Annotated in this window: 21 protein-coding genes; 10 read left to right on the forward strand and 11 right to left on the reverse strand. The window is 59.0% G+C overall.

Annotation, left to right across the window (positions count from 1 at the left end):
- Positions 1–60 precede the first annotated feature (60 nt).
- Positions 61–279 carry a YdcH family protein gene (locus tag V8J84_RS06935; RefSeq protein WP_339929441.1) on the reverse strand — a complete coding sequence of 73 codons (219 nt, stop codon included), beginning with the start codon at positions 277–279 and terminating at the stop codon, positions 61–63.
- A gap of 126 nt (positions 280–405) precedes the next feature.
- Positions 406–1,278 (reverse strand): hypothetical protein, encoded by an 873-nt coding sequence (locus V8J84_RS06940; protein WP_339929443.1) that lies wholly within the window; start codon positions 1,276–1,278, stop codon positions 406–408.
- A gap of 197 nt (positions 1,279–1,475) precedes the next feature.
- On the opposite strand from V8J84_RS06940, the gene V8J84_RS06945 reads away from it, so the two are divergent.
- Together V8J84_RS06945 and V8J84_RS06950 are read left to right on the forward strand one after the other, a co-directional pair.
- On the forward strand, positions 1,476–1,889 hold the full coding sequence (locus V8J84_RS06945; RefSeq protein ID WP_339929445.1) for an Hsp20 family protein: 414 nt from the start codon (positions 1,476–1,478) through the stop codon (positions 1,887–1,889).
- 4 nt (positions 1,890–1,893) lie between these two features.
- Complete coding sequence (locus V8J84_RS06950) at positions 1,894–2,118, forward strand: DUF1150 family protein (protein WP_339929447.1); 225 nt, start codon at positions 1,894–1,896, stop codon at positions 2,116–2,118.
- 21 nt (positions 2,119–2,139) lie between these two features.
- On the opposite strand, the gene V8J84_RS06955 is transcribed toward V8J84_RS06950, so the two are convergent.
- The 3 genes from V8J84_RS06955 to trxB form a co-directional block, all read right to left on the reverse strand.
- Positions 2,140–3,498 (reverse strand): peptidoglycan-binding domain-containing protein, encoded by a 1,359-nt coding sequence (locus tag V8J84_RS06955; RefSeq protein WP_339929449.1) that lies wholly within the window; start codon positions 3,496–3,498, stop codon positions 2,140–2,142.
- 64 nt (positions 3,499–3,562) lie between these two features.
- Entirely contained in the window at positions 3,563–5,272 is a 1,710-nt protein-coding gene (locus V8J84_RS06960; RefSeq protein ID WP_339929451.1) for a bifunctional sulfate adenylyltransferase/adenylylsulfate kinase, read from the reverse strand.
- Between the two features lie 228 nt (positions 5,273–5,500).
- Complete coding sequence (gene trxB / locus V8J84_RS06965) at positions 5,501–6,502, reverse strand: thioredoxin-disulfide reductase (protein ID WP_339929453.1); 1,002 nt, start codon at positions 6,500–6,502, stop codon at positions 5,501–5,503.
- 159 nt (positions 6,503–6,661) lie between these two features.
- On the opposite strand from trxB, the gene V8J84_RS06970 reads away from it, so the two are divergent.
- Positions 6,662–7,162: an Lrp/AsnC family transcriptional regulator gene (locus V8J84_RS06970; RefSeq protein ID WP_339929455.1), complete on the forward strand. Its 501-nt coding sequence runs from the start codon at positions 6,662–6,664 to the stop codon at positions 7,160–7,162.
- Positions 7,163–7,212: 50 nt separating this feature from the next.
- On the opposite strand, the gene V8J84_RS06975 is transcribed toward V8J84_RS06970, so the two are convergent.
- The gene (locus V8J84_RS06975) at positions 7,213–7,782 is read right to left on the reverse strand and encodes a DUF2585 family protein (RefSeq protein ID WP_339929457.1); all 570 of its coding nucleotides are present in this window, start codon (positions 7,780–7,782) and stop codon (positions 7,213–7,215) included.
- 177 nt (positions 7,783–7,959) lie between these two features.
- On the opposite strand from V8J84_RS06975, the gene V8J84_RS06980 reads away from it, so the two are divergent.
- Positions 7,960–8,910, forward strand: a complete 951-nt coding sequence (locus V8J84_RS06980; protein ID WP_339929459.1) for a L,D-transpeptidase family protein — start codon at positions 7,960–7,962, stop codon at positions 8,908–8,910.
- The gene (locus tag V8J84_RS06985) at positions 8,907–9,608 is read left to right on the forward strand and encodes an extensin-like domain-containing protein (RefSeq protein WP_339929461.1); all 702 of its coding nucleotides are present in this window, start codon (positions 8,907–8,909) and stop codon (positions 9,606–9,608) included. The genes V8J84_RS06980 and V8J84_RS06985 overlap by 4 nt, the downstream gene beginning before the upstream one ends.
- 6 nt (positions 9,609–9,614) lie before the next feature.
- Here V8J84_RS06985 and V8J84_RS06990 read toward each other — a convergent pair whose 3' ends face one another.
- The 5 genes from V8J84_RS06990 to lgt form a co-directional block, all read right to left on the reverse strand.
- Entirely contained in the window at positions 9,615–10,298 is a 684-nt protein-coding gene (locus V8J84_RS06990) for a Hint domain-containing protein (RefSeq protein WP_339929463.1), read from the reverse strand.
- Between the two features lie 479 nt (positions 10,299–10,777).
- Positions 10,778–10,963, reverse strand: a complete 186-nt coding sequence (locus V8J84_RS06995) for a hypothetical protein (protein WP_339929465.1) — start codon at positions 10,961–10,963, stop codon at positions 10,778–10,780.
- A gap of 277 nt (positions 10,964–11,240) precedes the next feature.
- Positions 11,241–12,014: a peptidoglycan editing factor PgeF gene (gene pgeF / locus V8J84_RS07000; RefSeq protein WP_339929467.1), complete on the reverse strand. Its 774-nt coding sequence runs from the start codon at positions 12,012–12,014 to the stop codon at positions 11,241–11,243.
- Complete coding sequence (locus V8J84_RS07005) at positions 12,015–13,061, reverse strand: class I SAM-dependent methyltransferase (RefSeq protein WP_339929469.1); 1,047 nt, start codon at positions 13,059–13,061, stop codon at positions 12,015–12,017. It lies immediately after the preceding gene.
- A complete protein-coding gene (gene lgt, locus V8J84_RS07010) occupies positions 13,058–13,945 on the reverse strand; it encodes a prolipoprotein diacylglyceryl transferase (RefSeq protein ID WP_339929471.1) in 888 nt (295 codons plus the stop codon). The genes V8J84_RS07005 and lgt overlap by 4 nt, the downstream gene beginning before the upstream one ends.
- A gap of 103 nt (positions 13,946–14,048) precedes the next feature.
- Here lgt and V8J84_RS07015 point away from each other — a divergent pair, with 103 nt between their 5' ends.
- The 5 genes from V8J84_RS07015 (at position 14,049) to betC (ending at position 18,446) form a co-directional block, all read left to right on the forward strand.
- Complete coding sequence (locus tag V8J84_RS07015; protein WP_339929473.1) at positions 14,049–14,294, forward strand: accessory factor UbiK family protein; 246 nt, start codon at positions 14,049–14,051, stop codon at positions 14,292–14,294.
- A gap of 140 nt (positions 14,295–14,434) precedes the next feature.
- Entirely contained in the window at positions 14,435–15,184 is a 750-nt protein-coding gene (locus V8J84_RS07020; RefSeq protein WP_339929475.1) for a YebC/PmpR family DNA-binding transcriptional regulator, read from the forward strand.
- 103 nt (positions 15,185–15,287) lie between these two features.
- Positions 15,288–16,181 (forward strand): DMT family transporter, encoded by an 894-nt coding sequence (locus tag V8J84_RS07025; protein ID WP_339929477.1) that lies wholly within the window; start codon positions 15,288–15,290, stop codon positions 16,179–16,181.
- A 190-nt stretch (positions 16,182–16,371) separates the two neighbouring features.
- Positions 16,372–16,941: a choline-binding transcriptional repressor BetI gene (betI, locus tag V8J84_RS07030; protein WP_339929479.1), complete on the forward strand. Its 570-nt coding sequence runs from the start codon at positions 16,372–16,374 to the stop codon at positions 16,939–16,941.
- Complete coding sequence (gene betC, locus V8J84_RS07035; RefSeq protein WP_339929481.1) at positions 16,938–18,446, forward strand: choline-sulfatase; 1,509 nt, start codon at positions 16,938–16,940, stop codon at positions 18,444–18,446. The genes betI and betC overlap by 4 nt, the downstream gene beginning before the upstream one ends.
- Positions 18,447–18,465: the final 19 nt, after the last annotated feature.

The following is an 18,465-nucleotide window of genomic DNA, read 5'->3' on the forward strand; positions in this document are numbered from 1 at the left end:
GCTGCGCCTTAGATGCCTTGAAACGGCACTATAATCGGCAGGGGGGGCTGTGCAACGCCTTTACGCGATGATGTCGGGGGTAAGGCGGTCTTCAAGCCGGCTGATCTGGTCTTTGAGCGAAAGTTTTTGCCGCTTGAGCCGTTGCAGCGTCAGCATATCGGGCGCGCCCTTGGCGTGAAGCGCATGGATTGCATCATCCAGATCGCGGTGTTCCTGCCGCAAAACGGCCAGTTCCACGCGTAGCACCTCGGTCTGTTCCATCTTGGCGGAGTTGTTCATCAGCGGCAGCCTGTTCCGGTTCTGCCCTCACGATAGATCACGCGGCGGCTTGCCGCTAGTGCCTGTGCACTTCATTTGCCGCGCAGGCAGGCGTAAACCACCCCGCGCGGCGCAATTACGGGCCAGTTACGGGGTAATTGTGGTGCCCAGCATGATCAGATCAAAGGTGCTGACAGCACCCTTGGCCCCGAACAGTGCACCCACATCACCCGGCATGCCGGTATCTTCGTTCAAACCAAAAAGCCTGCCTGTAAAGTCTGGCGCGACTTGACTGGAGATATCAATCGGCACGCCGTCGGCGGTCGCGACAGCGGTGCCGCCGCCAAATGTGTCACCGGTGAACTGTGCGCCTGTGATCGACAGGTCCACCACCACACCGCCAGAGGTCGTGTTTTGCGCGGCCAGTGCCACGGTGCTGTTCGCGCCGTCAAAGGTTGCCGTCAGCGTTGCTGGCTCTTTTTCCCAATCCTCAAACGGGGCGTTCCCGCCGATTGTGCCGTTGAAGATAGCCGTGCCGGATGACGGGAAATCCTCGGTCTGGAGCGGGATACCGGCAAAGCCGTAGTAGCGGATATTGTTGGTGCCGGTGGGATCATTGATCAGCAGTGGCTGCACATAGCCATAGCCGTTGTCGACCTCTTGAATAACATTGGTGCCGGTGATTGCGGGGGTCGTATCGTCCACCAGCTGGTTGTTGTTGTCAGGCCCGTCACTGTCCGTGATCAGCGGCTGATTGGCGGGCAGGGTGAGCGTGAATGCCTGCGTATCGTGTGTAATAGAGCCGTCAGCGACCACGCGAAGATCGGGGTCAACCGATCCGCCGGTTTCAAACCTGCGCATTACAGCCACTACTTCGGACGTGGCGGCATCGGTGTTCAACAGCGTGCGATAGACGTTGTTATTGGGGCCGGAGCCAGTGTTTGTCGTGCTGCAAGCGCCAAGAAGTAACGCAGCCGCAGTCACGCCAAGACGCCCAATAGGGCGGGAAACATTGCACATCGGAAATACCTTTTTGAAATAATGCATAAAATACCTGCAAGCGTGACAGGTCGGCCTGCGCGCGACAAGGAAAACATATGTGCGCGCTTGTGGCTGCCCCTTGCCAGATCAGGTTCCTCTCCCCATATTTATGCTAACGGGCAGCCGGTTTCGGGGCCCGATACACACAGTCGCTTGAACGTATGAGGACGTGTCGCATGACAAAAATGGCTTTGGGAACGCATCCGTTCCTTTTGGGATTTGAGCAGCTTGAACGGTTGGTGGAACGCACCGCAAAGACCGGTAATGACGGCTATCCCCCTTATAATATTGAACAAACATCCGAGACATCCTACCGGATCACGCTGGCTGTTGCCGGTTTTGCCGAAGATGATCTGGCGATCACGCTTGAGGATAACCAGCTTGTCGTGCGGGGCCGTCAGACCGACGACATGGGGGAGCGTGTCTTTTTGCATCGCGGCATTGCGGGGCGTCAGTTCCAGAAATCCTTCGTGCTGGCCGACGGCGTTGATGTGGGCGAGGCAGTGATGGAGAACGGTTTATTGCACGTCGACCTGAACCGTGCCGTGCCCGAAAGCGTTGTACAGACAATTGCGATCAAGAAAGGATAGAACCATGGATACCAAAGTGAAGTTCGATCAGATCGATCAAAAGATTGTCTACGTCAAAGCGATTGCCGCGACCGACTTGCCAGACGATGTGCAGGACGAGGTTGGCGATGTCGACACAGTGTTTGCCGTGCACGACAAGGACGGCGCGCAACTGGCGCTGGTCGCCAATCGCAAGCTGGCCTTCCATCTGGCACGCGAAAACAACCTGCATCCGGTGACAGTGCATTAAAATGTGGCAAGCTCTGGCGCGCTAGTCTAGTGAATGTATTTCCATTGCGACTTCTAGTGCAGCTAAAGTGTTAGTGCCTGGAACTCCGTCGACTGAAAGATTGTGCTGTATTTGAAAGGCTTCTATTGCCTGCCGCGTCTGAAAGCCGATCAGGGTATCCTGACTAGCGCCGTCGAGGAAACCCAGTGTAGCGAGGGCCGATTTCATGTTAGCGATCTCCAAGGGAGTTTGCGGGCTACGCAGTCTGGAACGAATATCCCTGTCGATCCAGATGTCATACCGTGTTTTAATTCGATCTAAATCGGCTTGATCAACATCGCGCCGCATCGCGCGGTAGAGCTTGGACCAATTCTCGCTGCTGAAACCGTCGAGCGCATTGCGTCTCTCCAGAAGACTGAGCATCACGTAAACTTGGTTCTCGTCATTGATATAGATTTCTTGAACGAGAGCGGCTGGTGAGGTGAAGCCAGCATCTGCGTAATCTGCGCCGCGAATACGAGTCATGCCCCACTCAGTTTGCTCCAATGCTGCATCGGGCGCTATACGGTATGCCACTCGAAAATCGAGAATTGAGCGGATTTCATCAGGAAGTTGAGCAGCATCGACGGCAGCGCGTAGATCACCCCCAATTGCGGCAATGAAGCGGTCTCGATCTAATCTAAGCATTGGATGACCGTTTGGATTATGTCCATGCGGTCTTACTTGGAAAACGTCTAGAAAGGCCCTTAGAGCCATTGTTTCAATAGAAACGCTGGTTGCCAAATTATCTAGCGCTCTTCTACTTACTAGACGGCCGCAACCTAAAGACTTTGGATCTTGGGAATTAATGAGATCGTCGATCGCGTGTAGCCCGCAAGACGCATTAGAAGGCAGTTCGTTGATTGGTTGATATTCAATTAGCAGCGCCTTGCCAGCGCTTCTGTAGGTTTGCTCAATTCGGAAGCGAGCCTCATCAAGTTCTAAAAATTGACGGTCGAGCTGCGTGAACTGATCCTCGTAAAACTCCAGGGTCTCGCTGAGCGTAAGAAGACCGTCAGTCGTTTGTTTGCTCAGGTCGTCAAATCTTGTATTCTGACTACTTAGGCTTTCTTCAATTTCGGCAGATATTTCTGCCATGTCTAATCTCAACTCGGTAGCGCGTAAAAGATTATTATCTCCGACAATCTCGGCGCGAATGAGCGCCGAAGTCGCTGCATCAATAGTTGGTTTGGTTTCCCTATCAACAATCGATGAAATAATTGTCTCAAATCCCAAAAACCCGCAAATAGCTAAAATCGCACCAAATGCACCAAAGCGAACTTTGTCCCAAGATCGCAACTCGTCTTTAATCTCTGCGACAAGTAATTTCTTTTCGCTTTCACTAATAAATAAATTTGTCATCAATCCGCTCCAACGCAGTGGGGAGAGTATTGAAGCTTGTTTTTGTTGTGTCTAGCAAAAAACTTTATGCCTTAATCAGGCCCATGCTTTCCAGCTTCAGAATGACCTGATGCGCGCAGTTGTCGACCTCGACGCTTTCGGTCTCAAGGCGCAGTTCGGGGTTTTCGGGAACGTCGTAAGGGTCTGAAATGCCTGTGAATTCCTTGATCTTGCCTTCGCGCGCCAGCTTATAAAGCCCCTTGCGATCGCGGCGTTCGCATTCCTCGATGGAAGTAGCGACATGGCATTCGATGAAGGCGCCAAAGGCCTCGATATCCTCACGTACGGCGCGGCGGGTTGTGGCGTAGGGCGCGATGGGGGCGCAGATCGCGATGCCGCCGTTTTTGGTGATTTCACTGGCCACATAGCCGATGCGGCGGATGTTGAGGTCACGGTGTTCTTTGCTAAAGCCCAGTTCGGAGGACAGGTTTTTCCGCACGATATCACCGTCCAGTAGCGTCACGGGACGGCCACCCATTTCCATCAGTTTCACCATCAGCGCGTTGGCGATGGTGGATTTGCCGGAGCCAGAGAACCCCGTGAAAAAGACAGTGAAGCCTTGGTTTGCACGCGGCGGGCGGGACTTGCGCAGTTCTTCGACCACGGCTGGAAAACTGAACCATTCGGGAATGTCCAACCCTTCGGCCAGACGGCGGCGAAGCTCGGTGCCCGAGATGTTCAGGATCGTGACGTCGTCCGCATCCGCAATCTCGTCGGCGGGTTCGTATTGGGCGCGGTCCTGCACATAGACCATGTGCTTAAAGTCGACCATTTCGATGCCCATCTCGTCTTGATGTTCACGGAACAGGTCTTGCGCGTCATAGGGGCCGTAGAAATCTTCACCAGCCGAGTTCTTGCCGGGGCCCGCGTGGTCGCGGCCCACGATGAAGTGGGTGCAGCCGTGGTTTTTGCGGATCAGCCCGTGCCAGACCGCTTCGCGCGGGCCAGCCATGCGCATGGCAAGGTTCAGCAGCGACATGGAGGTGGTGGAGGACGGGTATTGATCCAGCACGGCCTCGTAACAACGGACGCGGGTGAAGTGGTCGATATCGCCCGGTTTGGTCATGCCCACAACGGGATGGATCAGCAGGTTGGCCTGTGCCTCTTTCGCGGCGCGGAAGGTGAGTTCCTGATGCGCGCGGTGCAGGGGGTTGCGGGTTTGGAAGGCCACAACCTTGCGCCAGCCCATCTTGCGGAAGTAGGCGCGCAACTCGTTAGGTGTGTCGCGGCGGGCGCGGAAGTCGTAGTGCACGGGCTGCTGGATGCCTGTGACGGGGCCGCCGAGATAGATTTTACCGGCCTGATTATGCAGGTAGTTCACCGCTGGGTGTGCGCTGTCGTCGGCACCAAAGACCTGTGCTGCCTCATGCGCCTTGTTCGGCTCCCATTTGTCGGTGATGGTCATGGTGGCAAGGATCACGCCCTCTTGGTCGCGCAGGGCAATGTCCTGACCGGCCTCGATCTTGGCGGCGAAATCTTCGGACACGTCCAGCGTAATCGGCATGGGCCAGAGTTCGCCCGTGGTCAGGCGCATTGTATCGACGACGCTGTTGTAGTCATCCTCGCTCAAGAACCCTTTGAGCGGGTTGAAACCGCCGTTCATCAACAGTTCCAGATCGCAAATCTGGCGCGGTGTCAGGTCGTGGCTGATCAGATCACCGGCCTCCGCCTTCATCTTTTGGGCGCTGTCGTAAGAGACATAGAGTTCGGGGATCGGGGCGAGGTTCTGGGCCATGGGAGGACTACTCGTAATATTGAGACTGTTGCCTCGCGTCCTAGCGGGCGATTGTGGCTACATTCAAGCGTTGCGGTGTGGATTTGGTGAAATGCGCGGGCAGTGGCGCAGAAATACACGCCCGCTGCATGGCAGGTCTTGCGCCCGCGGTGCGGTTGCGAGGGGGAGCCGCCTGCGGCGGCTTGCCTCCGGCGGAAGTATTTTTGTCCAAAAGAAGTTGGGCGGTGGTTATTCGGCGGCGTCCTGTGGCGCGCCGTAGCCCAGTGGCAAGGACGGGTCGATGTCTTGTTCGCCCTGTTCGGCAAGGAATTTTTCCGCGTCGAGTGCCGCCATGCAGCCCATACCTGCCGATGTGACCGCCTGACGGTAGATGTGGTCGGTCAGGTCGCCCGCAGCGAAGACGCCGGGGATGGCTGTGCGCGTGGTGCCTGGTTCGACCTTCACATAGCCGCCGTTGTGCAGTTCAAGCTGGTCTTTCACCAGTTCGTTGGCGGGGGCGTGGCCGATGGCGATGAAGATACCTTTGGCGGGAATTTCCGTGATCTCGCCGGTTTTGGTGTGTTTGACGCGGACGGCCTCAACGCCCAGCGGGCTTTCGGTGCCTGTGACTTCCTCGATCTCGTGGAACCAGAGGGTCTCGATCTTGGGGTTCTTTTTCAGGCGGTCTTGCAGGACCATTTCGGCGCGCAATTCGTCGCGGCGGTGGACCAATGTGACTTTGGAGGCGAAGTTGGTGAGGAAGAGCGCCTCTTCCACAGCCGTATTGCCGCCGCCGACCACGACGATTTCCTGACCGCGATAGAAGAACCCGTCACAGGTGGCACAGGCGGAGACGCCGAAGCCTTTGAACTTTTCCTCGGACGGCAGACCGAGCCATTTGGCGCGGGCGCCGGTGCACAGGATGATCGCGTCGGCGGTCCAGTTGGTGCCGCTGTCGGTTGTGGCCTTGAACGGGCGCTCGGACAGGTCCAGCGAGGTGACGATATCGCCGACAATCTCGCAGCCCATTTCGCGGGCGTGGGCTTCCATCCGGACCATGAGGTCGGGGCCTTGGACAGTGGTGTCGCCGGGCCAGTTTTCAACCTCTGTGGTGGTGGTTAGCTGGCCGCCGGGTTCGATGCCCTGAATCAGAACAGGGGACAGCATCGCGCGTGCGGCATAGACGCCGGCGGTGTAGCCGGACGGGCCGGAGCCCACGATCAGAACTTTGGTATGGCGTGTGTCGGTCATGGCAGCGTCCCCCTTGCGTGTTGACCCGATATAGGACGGGTGTGCGGCAAGGTGAAGGGGTGTCGCATTTCCGGTTCTTGCGCAGTTATGAAATATTGTTGCGCACGGGTCAGGCTTTGGGTAGTTATCGCAACAGCCATATCACTTTAGGGGACATTCATGCCGGGCCAAAAGCTGGACGAAATTGATCGTATGATTCTGGCCGAGTTGCAGGCGGATGGCCGTATGACCAATGTGGAACTGGCCAAACGTGTGGGCATTTCTGCGCCCCCGTGTTTGCGCCGCGTGCGCACGCTGGAGGAATCGGGCTTTATCCGAGGGTATCACGCGGAAGTGGACCCGCGCGAACTTGGGTTTGAGGTGCAGGTCTTTGCGATGGTCGGGCTGATGAGTCAGGCCGAGGTGGACCTGAGCGCGTTTGAGGATCGCTGCGACGGATGGCCGCTGGTGCGTGAGTGCCACATGCTGAATGGCGAGGTGGATTTCATCCTGAAGTGCGTCGCACCTGACTTGCGCAGCTTTCAACGGTTTCTGACAGAAGAGCTGACAAGCGCGCCGAATGTGGCGTCGGTCAAGACATCGCTCGTGATCCGTGGGGCCAAGGATGAACCCGGCGTGCCATTTGATGTTCTGGAAGCGCGACTGGCCCAAGAACCATAGGCATATCTTCCCCGCGGGGAAGGTTTTCGTTCGTTAACAAATAGTTAAATCTACCGGAGCGGATTGAGTTCCTGCTGCCAGTCGTTCACCGCCTCAATCGGATAGACCAGCATCAGGGTGGATAGCACCATGCTGTCGCGTCCAAAGATTGCGGCTGTCAGTTCCAGCACCACCACAAGCACGATCACCCAAAGCGTCGGCAGGGCGCGCGCCGCGAAAAAGCCGCCAAGCATGAAGATATAGTCCATCACGGCGTTCAGAACGCTATCGCCGTAGTAGCCCTGATTGATCGTCGTGGCGCGAAAGGCGCCCAGCACCCATTCGGTGTGTTCGACAATCTCCCAAGCAATCCCTGTCAGGGCCGCGATTGCCAAAAGCCACGGGGCGCTAATCTGCGGGAAGAAAAGCCGCCCCGCCAACGTGACCAGCACACCGTGCAGGATATGGCTTAGCGTGTACCAATCCGCGATGTGCTGCGAATTGCCGGAATGAAAGATCGAGCTGATCCACGGGGCGATATAGCCGCAGGTGCAGATCATCGGCTGGCCCCACGCCAGTAGCGTCACAGCGATGATCAGGATACCGGATGCAGCGAAGGTATTGGCGTGTGTGCGTGTCATAAGACGTACCCTAGCGTCATTTGCGGCGATGCTAAGGCCGATTTGCGCATGGGGTGTGGTCGGTCATGCGGTGTTGCGCCGACGTCATGGCCGCATCTTTCACCAATTAAGGCACAGGATCGTGTGAACCGAACCGGTGCGCGCGGCGTTGGCCTCAAAACAACGATGGGGCATTTTATGCGAGCACTGACACTTACCGCGTTTATCATCGCGGCCACGCCTGCTTTGGGGCTGACACAGGACGATATTGATGGGGCTGCCTTTGACGGCGGCGCATTGCCTGACGGTCAATCCGGCCTGACGGTGAAATTGCAGGTTTTGCTGGACAGGGCCGGTGTGTCGCCGGGGATTATCGACGGCTACAAGGGCGGGATGAGCGAAAGCGCCATTCGCGGTTTTGAAGAGCGCGAGGGGCTGGCGGTGGACGGTGTGCTGGATGCAGACGTCTGGTCCGCCTTGGGTGGTGACAGCGCGGGGGCCGTGCTGATGGATTACACCGTGACCGAGGATGACGCCGCCAACCTGACCGAAAGTATCCCCGACAATGTGGCCGAGAAAGCGGAACTGGACGCGCTGGGCTATACGTCTGTCAGCGAAAAGCTGGCCGAGCGGTTTCACATGGATGAGGATTTCCTCAAGGCGTTGAACCCCGATGTGGGGTTTGCCGTGGGTGACACGATCACGGTGGCCGATGTGGGCGACAGGCTGGAGGCGCAGGTCGCGCGGGTCGAGGTGCGCAAATCCACGCAACGCGCTGTGACCTTTGATGCAGACGGCAACCAGATCAGCAATTATCCGGTGGCAATCGGATCGGATGAAACCCCGTCGCCCGAAGGCACGGTGGAAGTGACTGCGGTCGCGATGGACCCGACCTACAGCTATCGCCCTGACGTGAATTTCGAAGCTGACGGCGTGAAAGAGGCGCTTACACTGCCGCCCGGTGCAAATGGTCCTGTCGGTTCTGTCTGGATTGATCTGTCAGAGCCGACATATGGCCTGCACGGCACCGACACTCCTGCCGCGCTATTCCAGAACGAAAGCCACGGTTGCGTGCGCTTCACCAACTGGGACGTTGAGGAGCTGGCCTATATGGTCAGCGCAGGCGTCACGGTGGAGTTCATCGAATGATGCGCGCGGCGGCACTGGCTGTTGTGCTGGCCAGCCCTGCCATCGCGCAAGAGGCTGCCGACACGATTGTCGTGCCGCAAGATGGCGCGGGACAGCGCGATTTGCTGATGCTGGATGACGCGGCCTATGGGGCGTGTCTGACCGCATTGGATGAACTGGGCGTGGTCTATTCAGAGGCCGCGCCGATTGTGCCCGAAGATGACGCGGACTGCGGTATCCTGCGCCCGCTGACCATCACTGAAATTGCCCCAGGCGTGGCGATTGATCCTGCCGCAACAGTTCGCTGCCCCACGGCTGAGGCACTGGCGGTCTGGACACGCGACTTTGTCCTACCCGCTGCCGCGCGGCTGGACGATCGCGGACCGCTGGCGTCGATCCTGAACGGGTCGGGCTATATTTGCAGGCGGCGCAATAACGCGGCGGATGGTAAGCTGTCGGAACACGCGTTCGGTAATGCGTTTGACGTGATGGGCTTTACCTTTACCGACGGGGCCAACATTGCCATCGAACCGCGCGAGGCGCAGGGCACGATGGCAGAGAGCTTTCAGGATGCGGTGCGCGCGTCGGCCTGTCTGGATTTCTCAACCGTGCTGGGGCCCGGGTCCAACGCGATGCACGACGATCACCTGCATCTGGATATCGTCGCCCGCAGTTCCGGCTACCGCCTGTGCGAACAAGGCGGCGCCACGGATCAGTAAGGGGCTTTAGGCCACCGCAAAGAGGTCCAGATCACGCAAGCGGATACGCGGATGGCACATGGTGCCAAAGCTGTTGATGTCGCGCTTGTGCGGGAACAAAGACATGAAGATCGCACGCATGTCGTGTTTCACCTGCAAGGTGTGCGGTGCGCCCGGATGAAGGGTTTCCACCTCTATCCCATTCACGCAAATCCGTTCATGCCCGTCAAAGCCAAGCTGGTAGACGTGCACCGGCGCAATCGGGCGCAATTCGATGATACTGGACCCGTCGATAAAGTCGCGCACCGGCACAAAAGCTGCATCCGATCCTGTCAACGTCCGCACGCCCGCGTGGGTGTGCAGCATCCGTGCAGCAGGCCCCACGACCAGATCGGGGCCGGGGCGACCAAGGCCAAGAGCATCGGCTGTGATACGGGTCATGGTGCCCATTTCGGGGCGGTGGTTTTGCGCGCCGGGGATGATCTGCATCGTCCCGCGCCATTTGAGCGTTTGAAAGCCGTTGGTGACCGTTTTGACCTGATCACCCGGCAGCAGGTCTTCCACTGCCATCGGGCCGGTCTGGGTCTGCACAATCGCGCCACGCCCAAGTGCGGCAAAGCTGTCTTCGAACGCAGGTGTCGCGGGGGCGATGCGGGTAAAATCTTCGATGTCACCGGAGGAGGTCAGGTGGGCAACCTCGTACTTCCGCATCAGAGGCCGTGTGCGGTGAGGTTGCCCATCTGGACTAGCGATCCGTCCCGAACGGGACGAAGAGGTATAAGTGTCCGCCGAGAGGCCTTCGGCGGTGCGTGGGGTCATTTTCATCAGAGCACCTAATTGGTTGCTCTCATCTGCCGGCCCCACCGACAACATCTGAGGAGAGTTGCTGTTGGGACCAAATGTGACGCAATCGGGGCAGTGCTGTCAAAGAAAACTGCAATCGGGCGTGTTGGCGATACTAATCATGGCTACGCTGGCATGATTGTTTTCAACTGCAAGACAAATGCGCCTTATTTGCCTGCGTAAGACCCCCAGAAGGGCCGGCAATATCGGACGGCACCACGAATCAAGGCGATAAAGACTGGGTAGCTTCGGCGTTCAAACAGCGCCAAACGACAAACAGCCACGCAGGGGGAGGACCTGCGCGGCTGTTCTGTGCCGACTGAAGTTCGTAAATAGGGTGTGTCGGCTTAGCCTGCTGCGTCGAGCGTCATGAACGCAGGCAGCGGCGGGAGCGTGATCTTGGACGTCCGCTCATCGTTTTCCAGACGGCGGGCGATCATGGCCTGACGGCGCAGGCCGCGTTCCCATGGCATCTTTGTTGTGCAGTTTGCGGCTTCGGCTTTCACGGATTTCATCCAGCGTTTCTCGGACATGTTTGGTTTCCTTCAGTCGGTTGGTGCGGCCCGTTACGGGGGGAATGCAGTGGGCCGCGTTTGATAAGGAAAGATTGCCAAGTCACATGGGCGAGATTTTGACCCCACGCAAAAAAGATGCAGAAAAATGCGTGATTGATTGTGGCAGAGCGACAATCAGCGCCAAACGCGCCGATTGGCCTGTTTTTTCAGGCGATTGATGCCGTGCGTCAGAACAATCTCGTGACCGCGATAGTGATTGTTTCGCACAATGCGGCAAAGGCGCGGCAGGTTGCCGTCAGATTGTCGCCCCATTCGGCAATGTGATGGCCGCAATCAAACGGCCATAGTCCGCCTCTTGCGCGTGCACGGACCGCCTGTAGCTATAGAAGCGATCCACATCCGCATAAGTGCAATGGCGGGTCCATGCCGCATCGGCGATGCCTGCGCTACGCAAACGATGGAGCCCGTAACCCGGCAGATCAAACTGGAACTTCCCGTCGCGGCCATTGGCAAAAAACCGTGCGGCGCTGTCATCCTCGGCCATGACGTTGTCGAAATACTCTGGCCCAACCTCGTAATTGCGCTGGCTGATGGTAGGGCCGATGACGGCTTTGATCGTCTCGCGGGTGGCACCAAGGTCTTCCATCGCAGCGATGGTGTTTTCCAACACACCACCCACGGCACCTTTCCAGCCTGCGTGCGCGGCACCGATCACACCGTTGGCGGCATCGGCAAAGAGCACTGGCTGACAATCGGCGGTCAGGACAGACAGGGCGACGCCGGGCGTGGCCGTGACAAGAGCATCGGCCTTGGGCTTATCGCTTGTGGGGGCGTTGACCGTGACGACATCCGGCGAATGAATCTGGTGCACACCGATCAGTGCGTCATCCTGCAAGCCCATCGCAGCGGCAACGCGGGCGCGGTTGATCGCCACGATGTCATGCTGGTCAGAGCTGCCAAACCCACAGTTCAACCCCGCGAACACACCCGATGATGCGCCACCGCGTCGGGTAAAGAACCCGTGCGGTGTGCCCGCAAGCAGATCGTCCGTGATAATATCAAGCGTCATTTATACAAGCCCCGGCAGTGGCGTGTCAGCGGTGGGCGCGATCCCAATTACTTTGAAAAGGTGGCCCATCTCGTCGGGGTGGGTCAAGCGGCGATGTGCGGCGACATGCGCGTCCAGCGCGTCACCGGTCAGCGTTTGAGCCAGTTGTTGCGCACGCGGGGTGATGCCCAACCGTTCCAGAAACACGCCTTGTGGGACCATCGGCGTGGCCGTTTGGCCTGCGGCCTGCGCGATGGCTGCGAAATCTACATGTGCGGTCAGATCGGCAGCACCCGGCGTGGCAAGCGGATCAACAGGGGCGTTGGCTTGCAAGGCTTGAAACGTGTCGCCCTTTGACTGCCAATCACCGTAGTCGATGATAAACGCGGCCCCGCCGTGCGCGGTGATACGCGTGGTGATATCGCCGATGATCGCGGGCAAGGCGGGGCAGATTTCCACCATGTCCCCGTCGCCGGTATCCTCAAGCCTGTGCGAGAGCAGACCAAGCGGAGCCGCCGCCGTCAGCCCCAGTGTCAGCGTGTCGTCAACCAGCGCCACGGTTGTTTCGCGCCAACCGCGCCCGTCGCGGGTGAACTGCCGTATGGGCAGGGCGTCGAAAAACTCATTCGCTATCAGGAAAAGCGGCTGGTCGGGCAGGGTGGTCACGCTGTCGTGCCACTGCGCATCCGGCACGGCCTTGGCCTGTGCGGCGCGCAAGACGGGCGAGGTTTCGACGAAATGCACCTGCGCTGCCGCATGAAAGCCCGGCACGCCGCGCGTCGCCCGCAGCGCATCGGCCATGAGCGTGCCGCGGCCGGGGCCAAGCTCGGCCAGTGTAAAGCTGTCGGGCGATCCTTGATCCAGCCACGCCTGCGCAATGGCCAGCCCCAGCAATTCGCCAAACATCTGGCTGATCTCTGGTGCGGTGATGAAATCGGCGCCGAACGGGTCGCGCGTGGCGTAATAGCCCAGCGTTGGGTGCATCAGGCAATCGGCCATATAGTCGGCCAGCGTGATCGGGCCCTGCCGCGCGATGCGGGCTTTGATCAGGTCGGCAAGGGCGGTCATGTGCGCTTGCTGGCCCAGATGATGACGCTGACACCGACAAGGATCATCGGGATTGTCAGAATTTGCCCCATGGTCAGGCCGTAGCCGCCGCCAAACTCAAGCGCCAGACCCAGCGGGTTGCCGGGTGACTGGAATTGCGCATCGGGCTGGCGGAAGAACTCGACGATGAAACGCGAGATGCCGTAGCCCGCAAAGAATACGCCAGAGAGCAGCCATGGCGATTTCAGCGCCTTGAAGCGGAAGGCCAGCACCATCAGGATGGTGCCCAGCAGCAGCCCTTCCAGCCCCGCCTCATAAAGCTGTGACGGATGCCGCCCGCACAGTTCGGTCGCCGTGGCACAAGCCTGTGCCGCCTGACCCGGAAAGGCCACGGCCCACGGCACGTCCGTCGGGCGGCCCCATAGTTCGGCGTTCACAAAATTGGCGATGCGCACCAGCAGGATCGCGGGTGTGGCGGCGATAGCGACCACATCGGCCAAGGACCCCAGCGGGACCTTGTGACGATAGGAAAACAGCCAGACCGCCAGCACGACGCCTAGGAACCCGCCGTGGAACGACATGCCCCCCGTCCAGATCATCGGGATTTCCAGTGGATTGGCGATAAAACGCGATGGATTGTAGAAAAGCACATAGCCCAACCGCCCGCCTGCAATCACACCGATCACGATGTAGGTCAGCAGGTCTTCCAGCTTGGCCGGTTGCATCGGGGCCACGCCACCGCGCCACAGGTGATCGCGGCGCAGGGCGGCGGCGATCACCTGCCAACCGATTGCAATGCCCACGATATAAGATACCGCGTACCAGCGCAGCGGAATATCATAGCCAAAGATGCCGTTGGGAAAAACAAACGGCGAAATATCGGGGAATGGGATGGGTCCGGTCATGGGCTATCTCTGTGCGGCGATATGCGTAAAGTCAACCAGCTTGCACGCGGGCGTGGCCCTGCCCATATAGAAGTTAACACCAGATCAGACCGGAGTGTCCCCTATGCAAAAGAACAACAAGATTTTCGACGACCTAAGCCAGTTGATGACCAATGCGATGGGCGTGGCCCAAGGCGCCAAGGACGAGGCAGGCAATGCAATGTCCGGCATGATGGACCGCTGGCTGGCCGACCGTGATTTCGTCACCCGCGAGGAATTCGACGCCGTGCGCGCGATGGCCCAGAAAGCGCGCGAGGAAAACGAGGCGCTGTCAGCACGGATCGCAGCATTGGAAGCCGCCGCGAAGTAAGCGGCATCCGCCCCCTTCTTTTGGACAAAAATACTTTGGGGGTGCGGGGGTAAAACCCCCGCTGCGCGGCCTCTTGCCGCGCACGGCCCTCGTGGCCTATAGAGACGTCCAAATTGATCTGATCGAAAAAGAGGTTCCGCATGGCCGGCCACTCCAAATGGGCAAACATCCAGCACCGCAAGGGCCGTCAGGATAAGATCCGCGCCAAGGTGTTCTCCAAGATGAGCAAGGAAATCACCGTGGCCGCCAAGATGGGCGATCCGGACCCCGACAAGAACCCGCGTCTGCGTCTGGCCGTGAAAGAAGCCAAATCGGTTTCCGTGCCTAAGGACGTGATCGACCGCGCCATTAAAAAGGCTGTTGGCGGGGATGCGGAAAACTATGACGAGATCCGTTATGAGGGCTACGGCCCCAACGGTGTGGCGGTGATTGTCGAGGCGATGACGGATAACCGTAACCGCACGGCCTCCACTGTCCGCTCCACCTTCTCCAAAACCGGCGGCAATCTGGGCGAAACTGGATCAGTCGGGTTCATGTTCGACCGTAAGGGTCAGGTGACGTATCCTGCCTCCGTGGGCGACGCAGACACTGTGATGATGGCCGCGATCGAGGCGGGTGCCGAGGACGTGGAAAGCGACGAAGAAACCCACGTCATCATCTGCGCCGATACGGACCTGAACGATGTGTCCAATGCGCTTGAGGCAGAACTGGGCGAAAGCGACAGCACCAAGCTGATCTGGATGCCCAACATCCGCACAGAGCTTGATCTGGACGGGCTGACCAAGCTGATGCGTCTGGTTGATGCGCTGGAAGACGATGACGACATCCAGACGGTCACCACGAATTTCGAAGCCTCTGACGAGGTGATGGCAGCCTTCGCTGAAGAGTAAGCCAATCTAAGTGAGACATTCAGGCGCGCTTCATGTCAAATGAGGCGCGCCTTTTGCGTAACCGCACCTTGCCAAGCGGGCAGGGCGCTGTCACCGATGCACCATGCAAACCACCTCCACGACACGCGGGATATTCTGGATGGCCGTCACCGGCCTGAATTTCGTGGCCGTGACGGCGATTGTGAAACACGTGGGGTCTGATGTGCCCGCCGCGCAGGGCGCGTTTCTGCGCTACCTGCTGGGCTTGGTGTTCCTGATCCCGATGATCCGCCCGATCATCTCGGCGCATTTGTCACGCAGGCAGGTGAAGCTCTTTGTCTGGCGCGGCGTTGTGCACACGCTGGCCGTGATCCTGTGGTTTTACGCGATGGCCCGCATTCCCATCGCAGAAGTGACAGCGATGAATTACCTGTCGCCAGTCTATGTCACGCTGGGGGCCGCGCTATTTCTGGGCGAAAAACTGCCCCTGCGCCGCCTGATCGCCGTGGCCGTTGCGCTGCTTGGCGCATTCATCATCCTGCGCCCCGGCATCAAAGCGGTGGCGCCGGGCCATATCGCCATGCTGGGCACTGCGGTGATGTTTGCGGTAGGCTATTTGCTGGCCAAACAGCTTTCAGGCGAGGTCGCCCCAGCGGTTGTCGTGGGCATGTTGTCCATCACAGTGACCATCGGCCTGCTGCCGTTTGCGCTGGCCGTGTGGGTCACGCCCACAATTCCGCAACTGGGGTGGCTGTTCCTCGTCGCCTGCTTTGCCACGGCGGGGCACTACACGATGACCATGGCATTTGCCGCAGCCCCGCTGACCGTCACGCAGCCGGTGACGTTCCTGCAACTGGTCTGGGCCGTGCTTTTGGGCGCGCTAATGTTTGGCGAGGCTGTGGATGTCTGGGTCGTGATCGGCGGTTTGGTTATCATGGCATCGGTCAGCTTCATCACATGGCGCGAGGCTGTGGCGCGACGTGCGGTGACGCCAAGCGTTTCACAAACAAAAGGCTGATTGCGCCTGCGTTGCAGTCGCCAGAAGGCGGGCGCCTGCGGCGCCCGCGGCCCTGATGGGAATGGCAGCGCTTTTTGCAAACGGACGGAGCCTCCGGCGGGAGTATTTGGGGCAAAATGATACGGGTCATTTTTATTGATTGACGAGTCAATTAAAATAAATGTAATGATGGCTCGAAAGGGAGCCTGTCGTGCCAAAGTTAGGAATGGAACCGATCCGCCGTGCCGCACTTGTGCAGGCCACGATTGCCGAGATTGGTGAGGCGGGCTCGCTCGATGTTACGGTGAGCAAGATTGCAAAGCGGGCAGGCATGTCATCGGCATTGGCGCATCATTACTTCGGCGGAAAAGACCAGATATTCGTTGCGGCGATGCGGCAGATTTTGCGCGAATACGGGGATGAAGTGCGCTCGGAACTGGGCAAGGCTGCAGGGCCAAGGGATCGGGCAGAGGCGATCCTGCGCGCCAATTTCGCGCCGACCTGTTTTGCGCCAGCTAACGTCAGTGCCTGGATGACGTTTTACGCCCAAGCCCAGACCAACCCGCAGGCCATGCGCCTGTTGCGGGTCTATCAGGCGAGGTTGCGGTCGAACCTGACCCACGCGCTGCGCCCGCTCTGCGCCGATCCGGCAGGGGCGGCTGACCTAATGGCGGCGCTAATCGACGGGCTGTATCTGCGGTCGGCCCTGACAAAACCTGACGCAGACCCGCTTGGACGGGCGCTGTCATTTCTCAGAACTTTGACGGAGGGGGGCAAATGACCCAACCGAATATTCTGATCATCATGGTCGACCAGCTGAATGGCACATTGTTCCCCGATGGCCCTGCCGACTGGCTGCATGCGCCTAATCTGAAGAAGCTGGCGGCGAAGTCGACGCGGTTCCAGCAGGCCTATACGGCATCCCCGCTCTGTGCGCCTGCGCGGGCAGCGTTCATGTCGGGGCAGTTGCCGTCGCAAACCGGTGTTTATGACAACGCGGCAGAGTTCGCTTCGTCCATCCCGACCTATGCGCACCACCTGCGCCGCGCGGGCTACCAGACGTGTCTGTCGGGCAAGATGCATTTTGTGGGTGCGGACCAGTTGCACGGGTTCGAGGAGCGCTTGACCACCGACGTCTACCCGCCCGATTTCGGCTGGACGCCCGACTATCGCAAACCCGGTGAGCGGATCGACTGGTGGTATCACAACATGGGCTCCGTCACCGGTGCGGGCGTGGCCGAAATCACCAACCAGATGGAGTACGATGACGAGGTGGCCTACCACGCCACCCGCAAAATCTATGACCTGTCGCGCGGACACGATGCGCGGCCTTGGTGCATGACCGTCAGCTTTACGCACCCGCATGATCCGTATGTGGCGCGCAAGAAATACTGGGATTTGTACGAGGACTGCGCGCATCTGATGCCAGAGGTTGGCCCGATCCCCTATGAGGAGCAGGACGCGCATTCCCAGCGTATCCTTGACGCCAACGACCGCGATAATTTCAACATCACCGAGGAACATATCCGCCGCGCCCGCCGCGCGTATTTCGCCAATATCAGCTATATCGACGACAAGATCGGCGAGGTGTTGCAGACGCTTGAGGACACGCGCCAAGAGGCGACGATCCTGTTTGTGGCCGATCACGGCGACATGCTTGGCGAGCGGGGCCTGTGGTTCAAGATGTCGTTCTACGATGGCTCGGCCCGCGTGCCGATGATGATCTGTGATCCGCGCATGGCGCCGGGTCTGGTCACCACCCCGGTCAGCAACATCGACGTCTGTCCGACGCTCTGTGACATCGCAGGCGTGGACATGACCGAGGTCATGCCTTGGACGCAAGGCGAGAGCATTATGCCGCTGGGGCAGGGTGGTTCGCGCGATACGCCCGTTGCTATGGAGTACGCGGCAGAGGCGTCTTACGCCCCGCTTGTTTCCCTGCGCTATGGCAAGTGGAAATTCAACATGTGCGCGCTGGACCCCGATCAGCTCTTTGATATGGAAGCCGACCCGCACGAGCTAACCAACCTCGCGGATCATCCCGACCATCAGGGCACGCTGCAAACCATCCGCGCGAAGGCTGAAAAACGCTGGGACCTTGATGCGTTCGACGCAGGCGTGCGCCATTCCCAAGCGGGCCGCTGGGTCGTCTACGAGGCGCTGCGCAACGGATCGTATTTCCCTTGGGACTACCAACCGCTGCAAAAGGCTTCGGAGCGGTACATGCGCAATCACATGGACCTCAACGTGCTGGAAGAAAACCAACGCTTCCCTCGCGGCGAATAACATGACCGCAGACCTTACC

It is taken from the genome of Yoonia sp. 208BN28-4 (assembly GCF_037543925.1).
Taxonomy (GTDB): domain Bacteria; phylum Pseudomonadota; class Alphaproteobacteria; order Rhodobacterales; family Rhodobacteraceae; genus Yoonia.

Coding starts and splice junctions, on each gene's coding strand:
- V8J84_RS06935 (WP_339929441.1), bottom strand. CDS start 279: ATGAACAACTCCGCCAAGATGGAACAGACCGAGGTGCTACGCGTGGAA.
- V8J84_RS06940 (WP_339929443.1), bottom strand. CDS start 1,278: ATGTGCAATGTTTCCCGCCCTATTGGGCGTCTTGGCGTGACTGCGGCT.
- V8J84_RS06945 (WP_339929445.1), top strand. CDS start 1,476: ATGACAAAAATGGCTTTGGGAACGCATCCGTTCCTTTTGGGATTTGAG.
- V8J84_RS06950 (WP_339929447.1), top strand. CDS start 1,894: ATGGATACCAAAGTGAAGTTCGATCAGATCGATCAAAAGATTGTCTAC.
- V8J84_RS06955 (WP_339929449.1), bottom strand. CDS start 3,498: ATGACAAATTTATTTATTAGTGAAAGCGAAAAGAAATTACTTGTCGCA.
- V8J84_RS06960 (WP_339929451.1), bottom strand. CDS start 5,272: ATGGCCCAGAACCTCGCCCCGATCCCCGAACTCTATGTCTCTTACGAC.
- trxB (WP_339929453.1), bottom strand. CDS start 6,502: ATGACCGACACACGCCATACCAAAGTTCTGATCGTGGGCTCCGGCCCG.
- V8J84_RS06970 (WP_339929455.1), top strand. CDS start 6,662: ATGCCGGGCCAAAAGCTGGACGAAATTGATCGTATGATTCTGGCCGAG.
- V8J84_RS06975 (WP_339929457.1), bottom strand. CDS start 7,782: ATGACACGCACACACGCCAATACCTTCGCTGCATCCGGTATCCTGATC.
- V8J84_RS06980 (WP_339929459.1), top strand. CDS start 7,960: ATGCGAGCACTGACACTTACCGCGTTTATCATCGCGGCCACGCCTGCT.
- V8J84_RS06985 (WP_339929461.1), top strand. CDS start 8,907: ATGATGCGCGCGGCGGCACTGGCTGTTGTGCTGGCCAGCCCTGCCATC.
- V8J84_RS06990 (WP_339929463.1), bottom strand. CDS start 10,298: ATGCGGAAGTACGAGGTTGCCCACCTGACCTCCTCCGGTGACATCGAA.
- V8J84_RS06995 (WP_339929465.1), bottom strand. CDS start 10,963: ATGTCCGAGAAACGCTGGATGAAATCCGTGAAAGCCGAAGCCGCAAAC.
- pgeF (WP_339929467.1), bottom strand. CDS start 12,014: ATGACGCTTGATATTATCACGGACGATCTGCTTGCGGGCACACCGCAC.
- V8J84_RS07005 (WP_339929469.1), bottom strand. CDS start 13,061: ATGACCGCCCTTGCCGACCTGATCAAAGCCCGCATCGCGCGGCAGGGC.
- lgt (WP_339929471.1), bottom strand. CDS start 13,945: ATGACCGGACCCATCCCATTCCCCGATATTTCGCCGTTTGTTTTTCCC.
- V8J84_RS07015 (WP_339929473.1), top strand. CDS start 14,049: ATGCAAAAGAACAACAAGATTTTCGACGACCTAAGCCAGTTGATGACC.
- V8J84_RS07020 (WP_339929475.1), top strand. CDS start 14,435: ATGGCCGGCCACTCCAAATGGGCAAACATCCAGCACCGCAAGGGCCGT.
- V8J84_RS07025 (WP_339929477.1), top strand. CDS start 15,288: ATGCAAACCACCTCCACGACACGCGGGATATTCTGGATGGCCGTCACC.
- betC (WP_339929481.1), top strand. CDS start 16,938: ATGACCCAACCGAATATTCTGATCATCATGGTCGACCAGCTGAATGGC.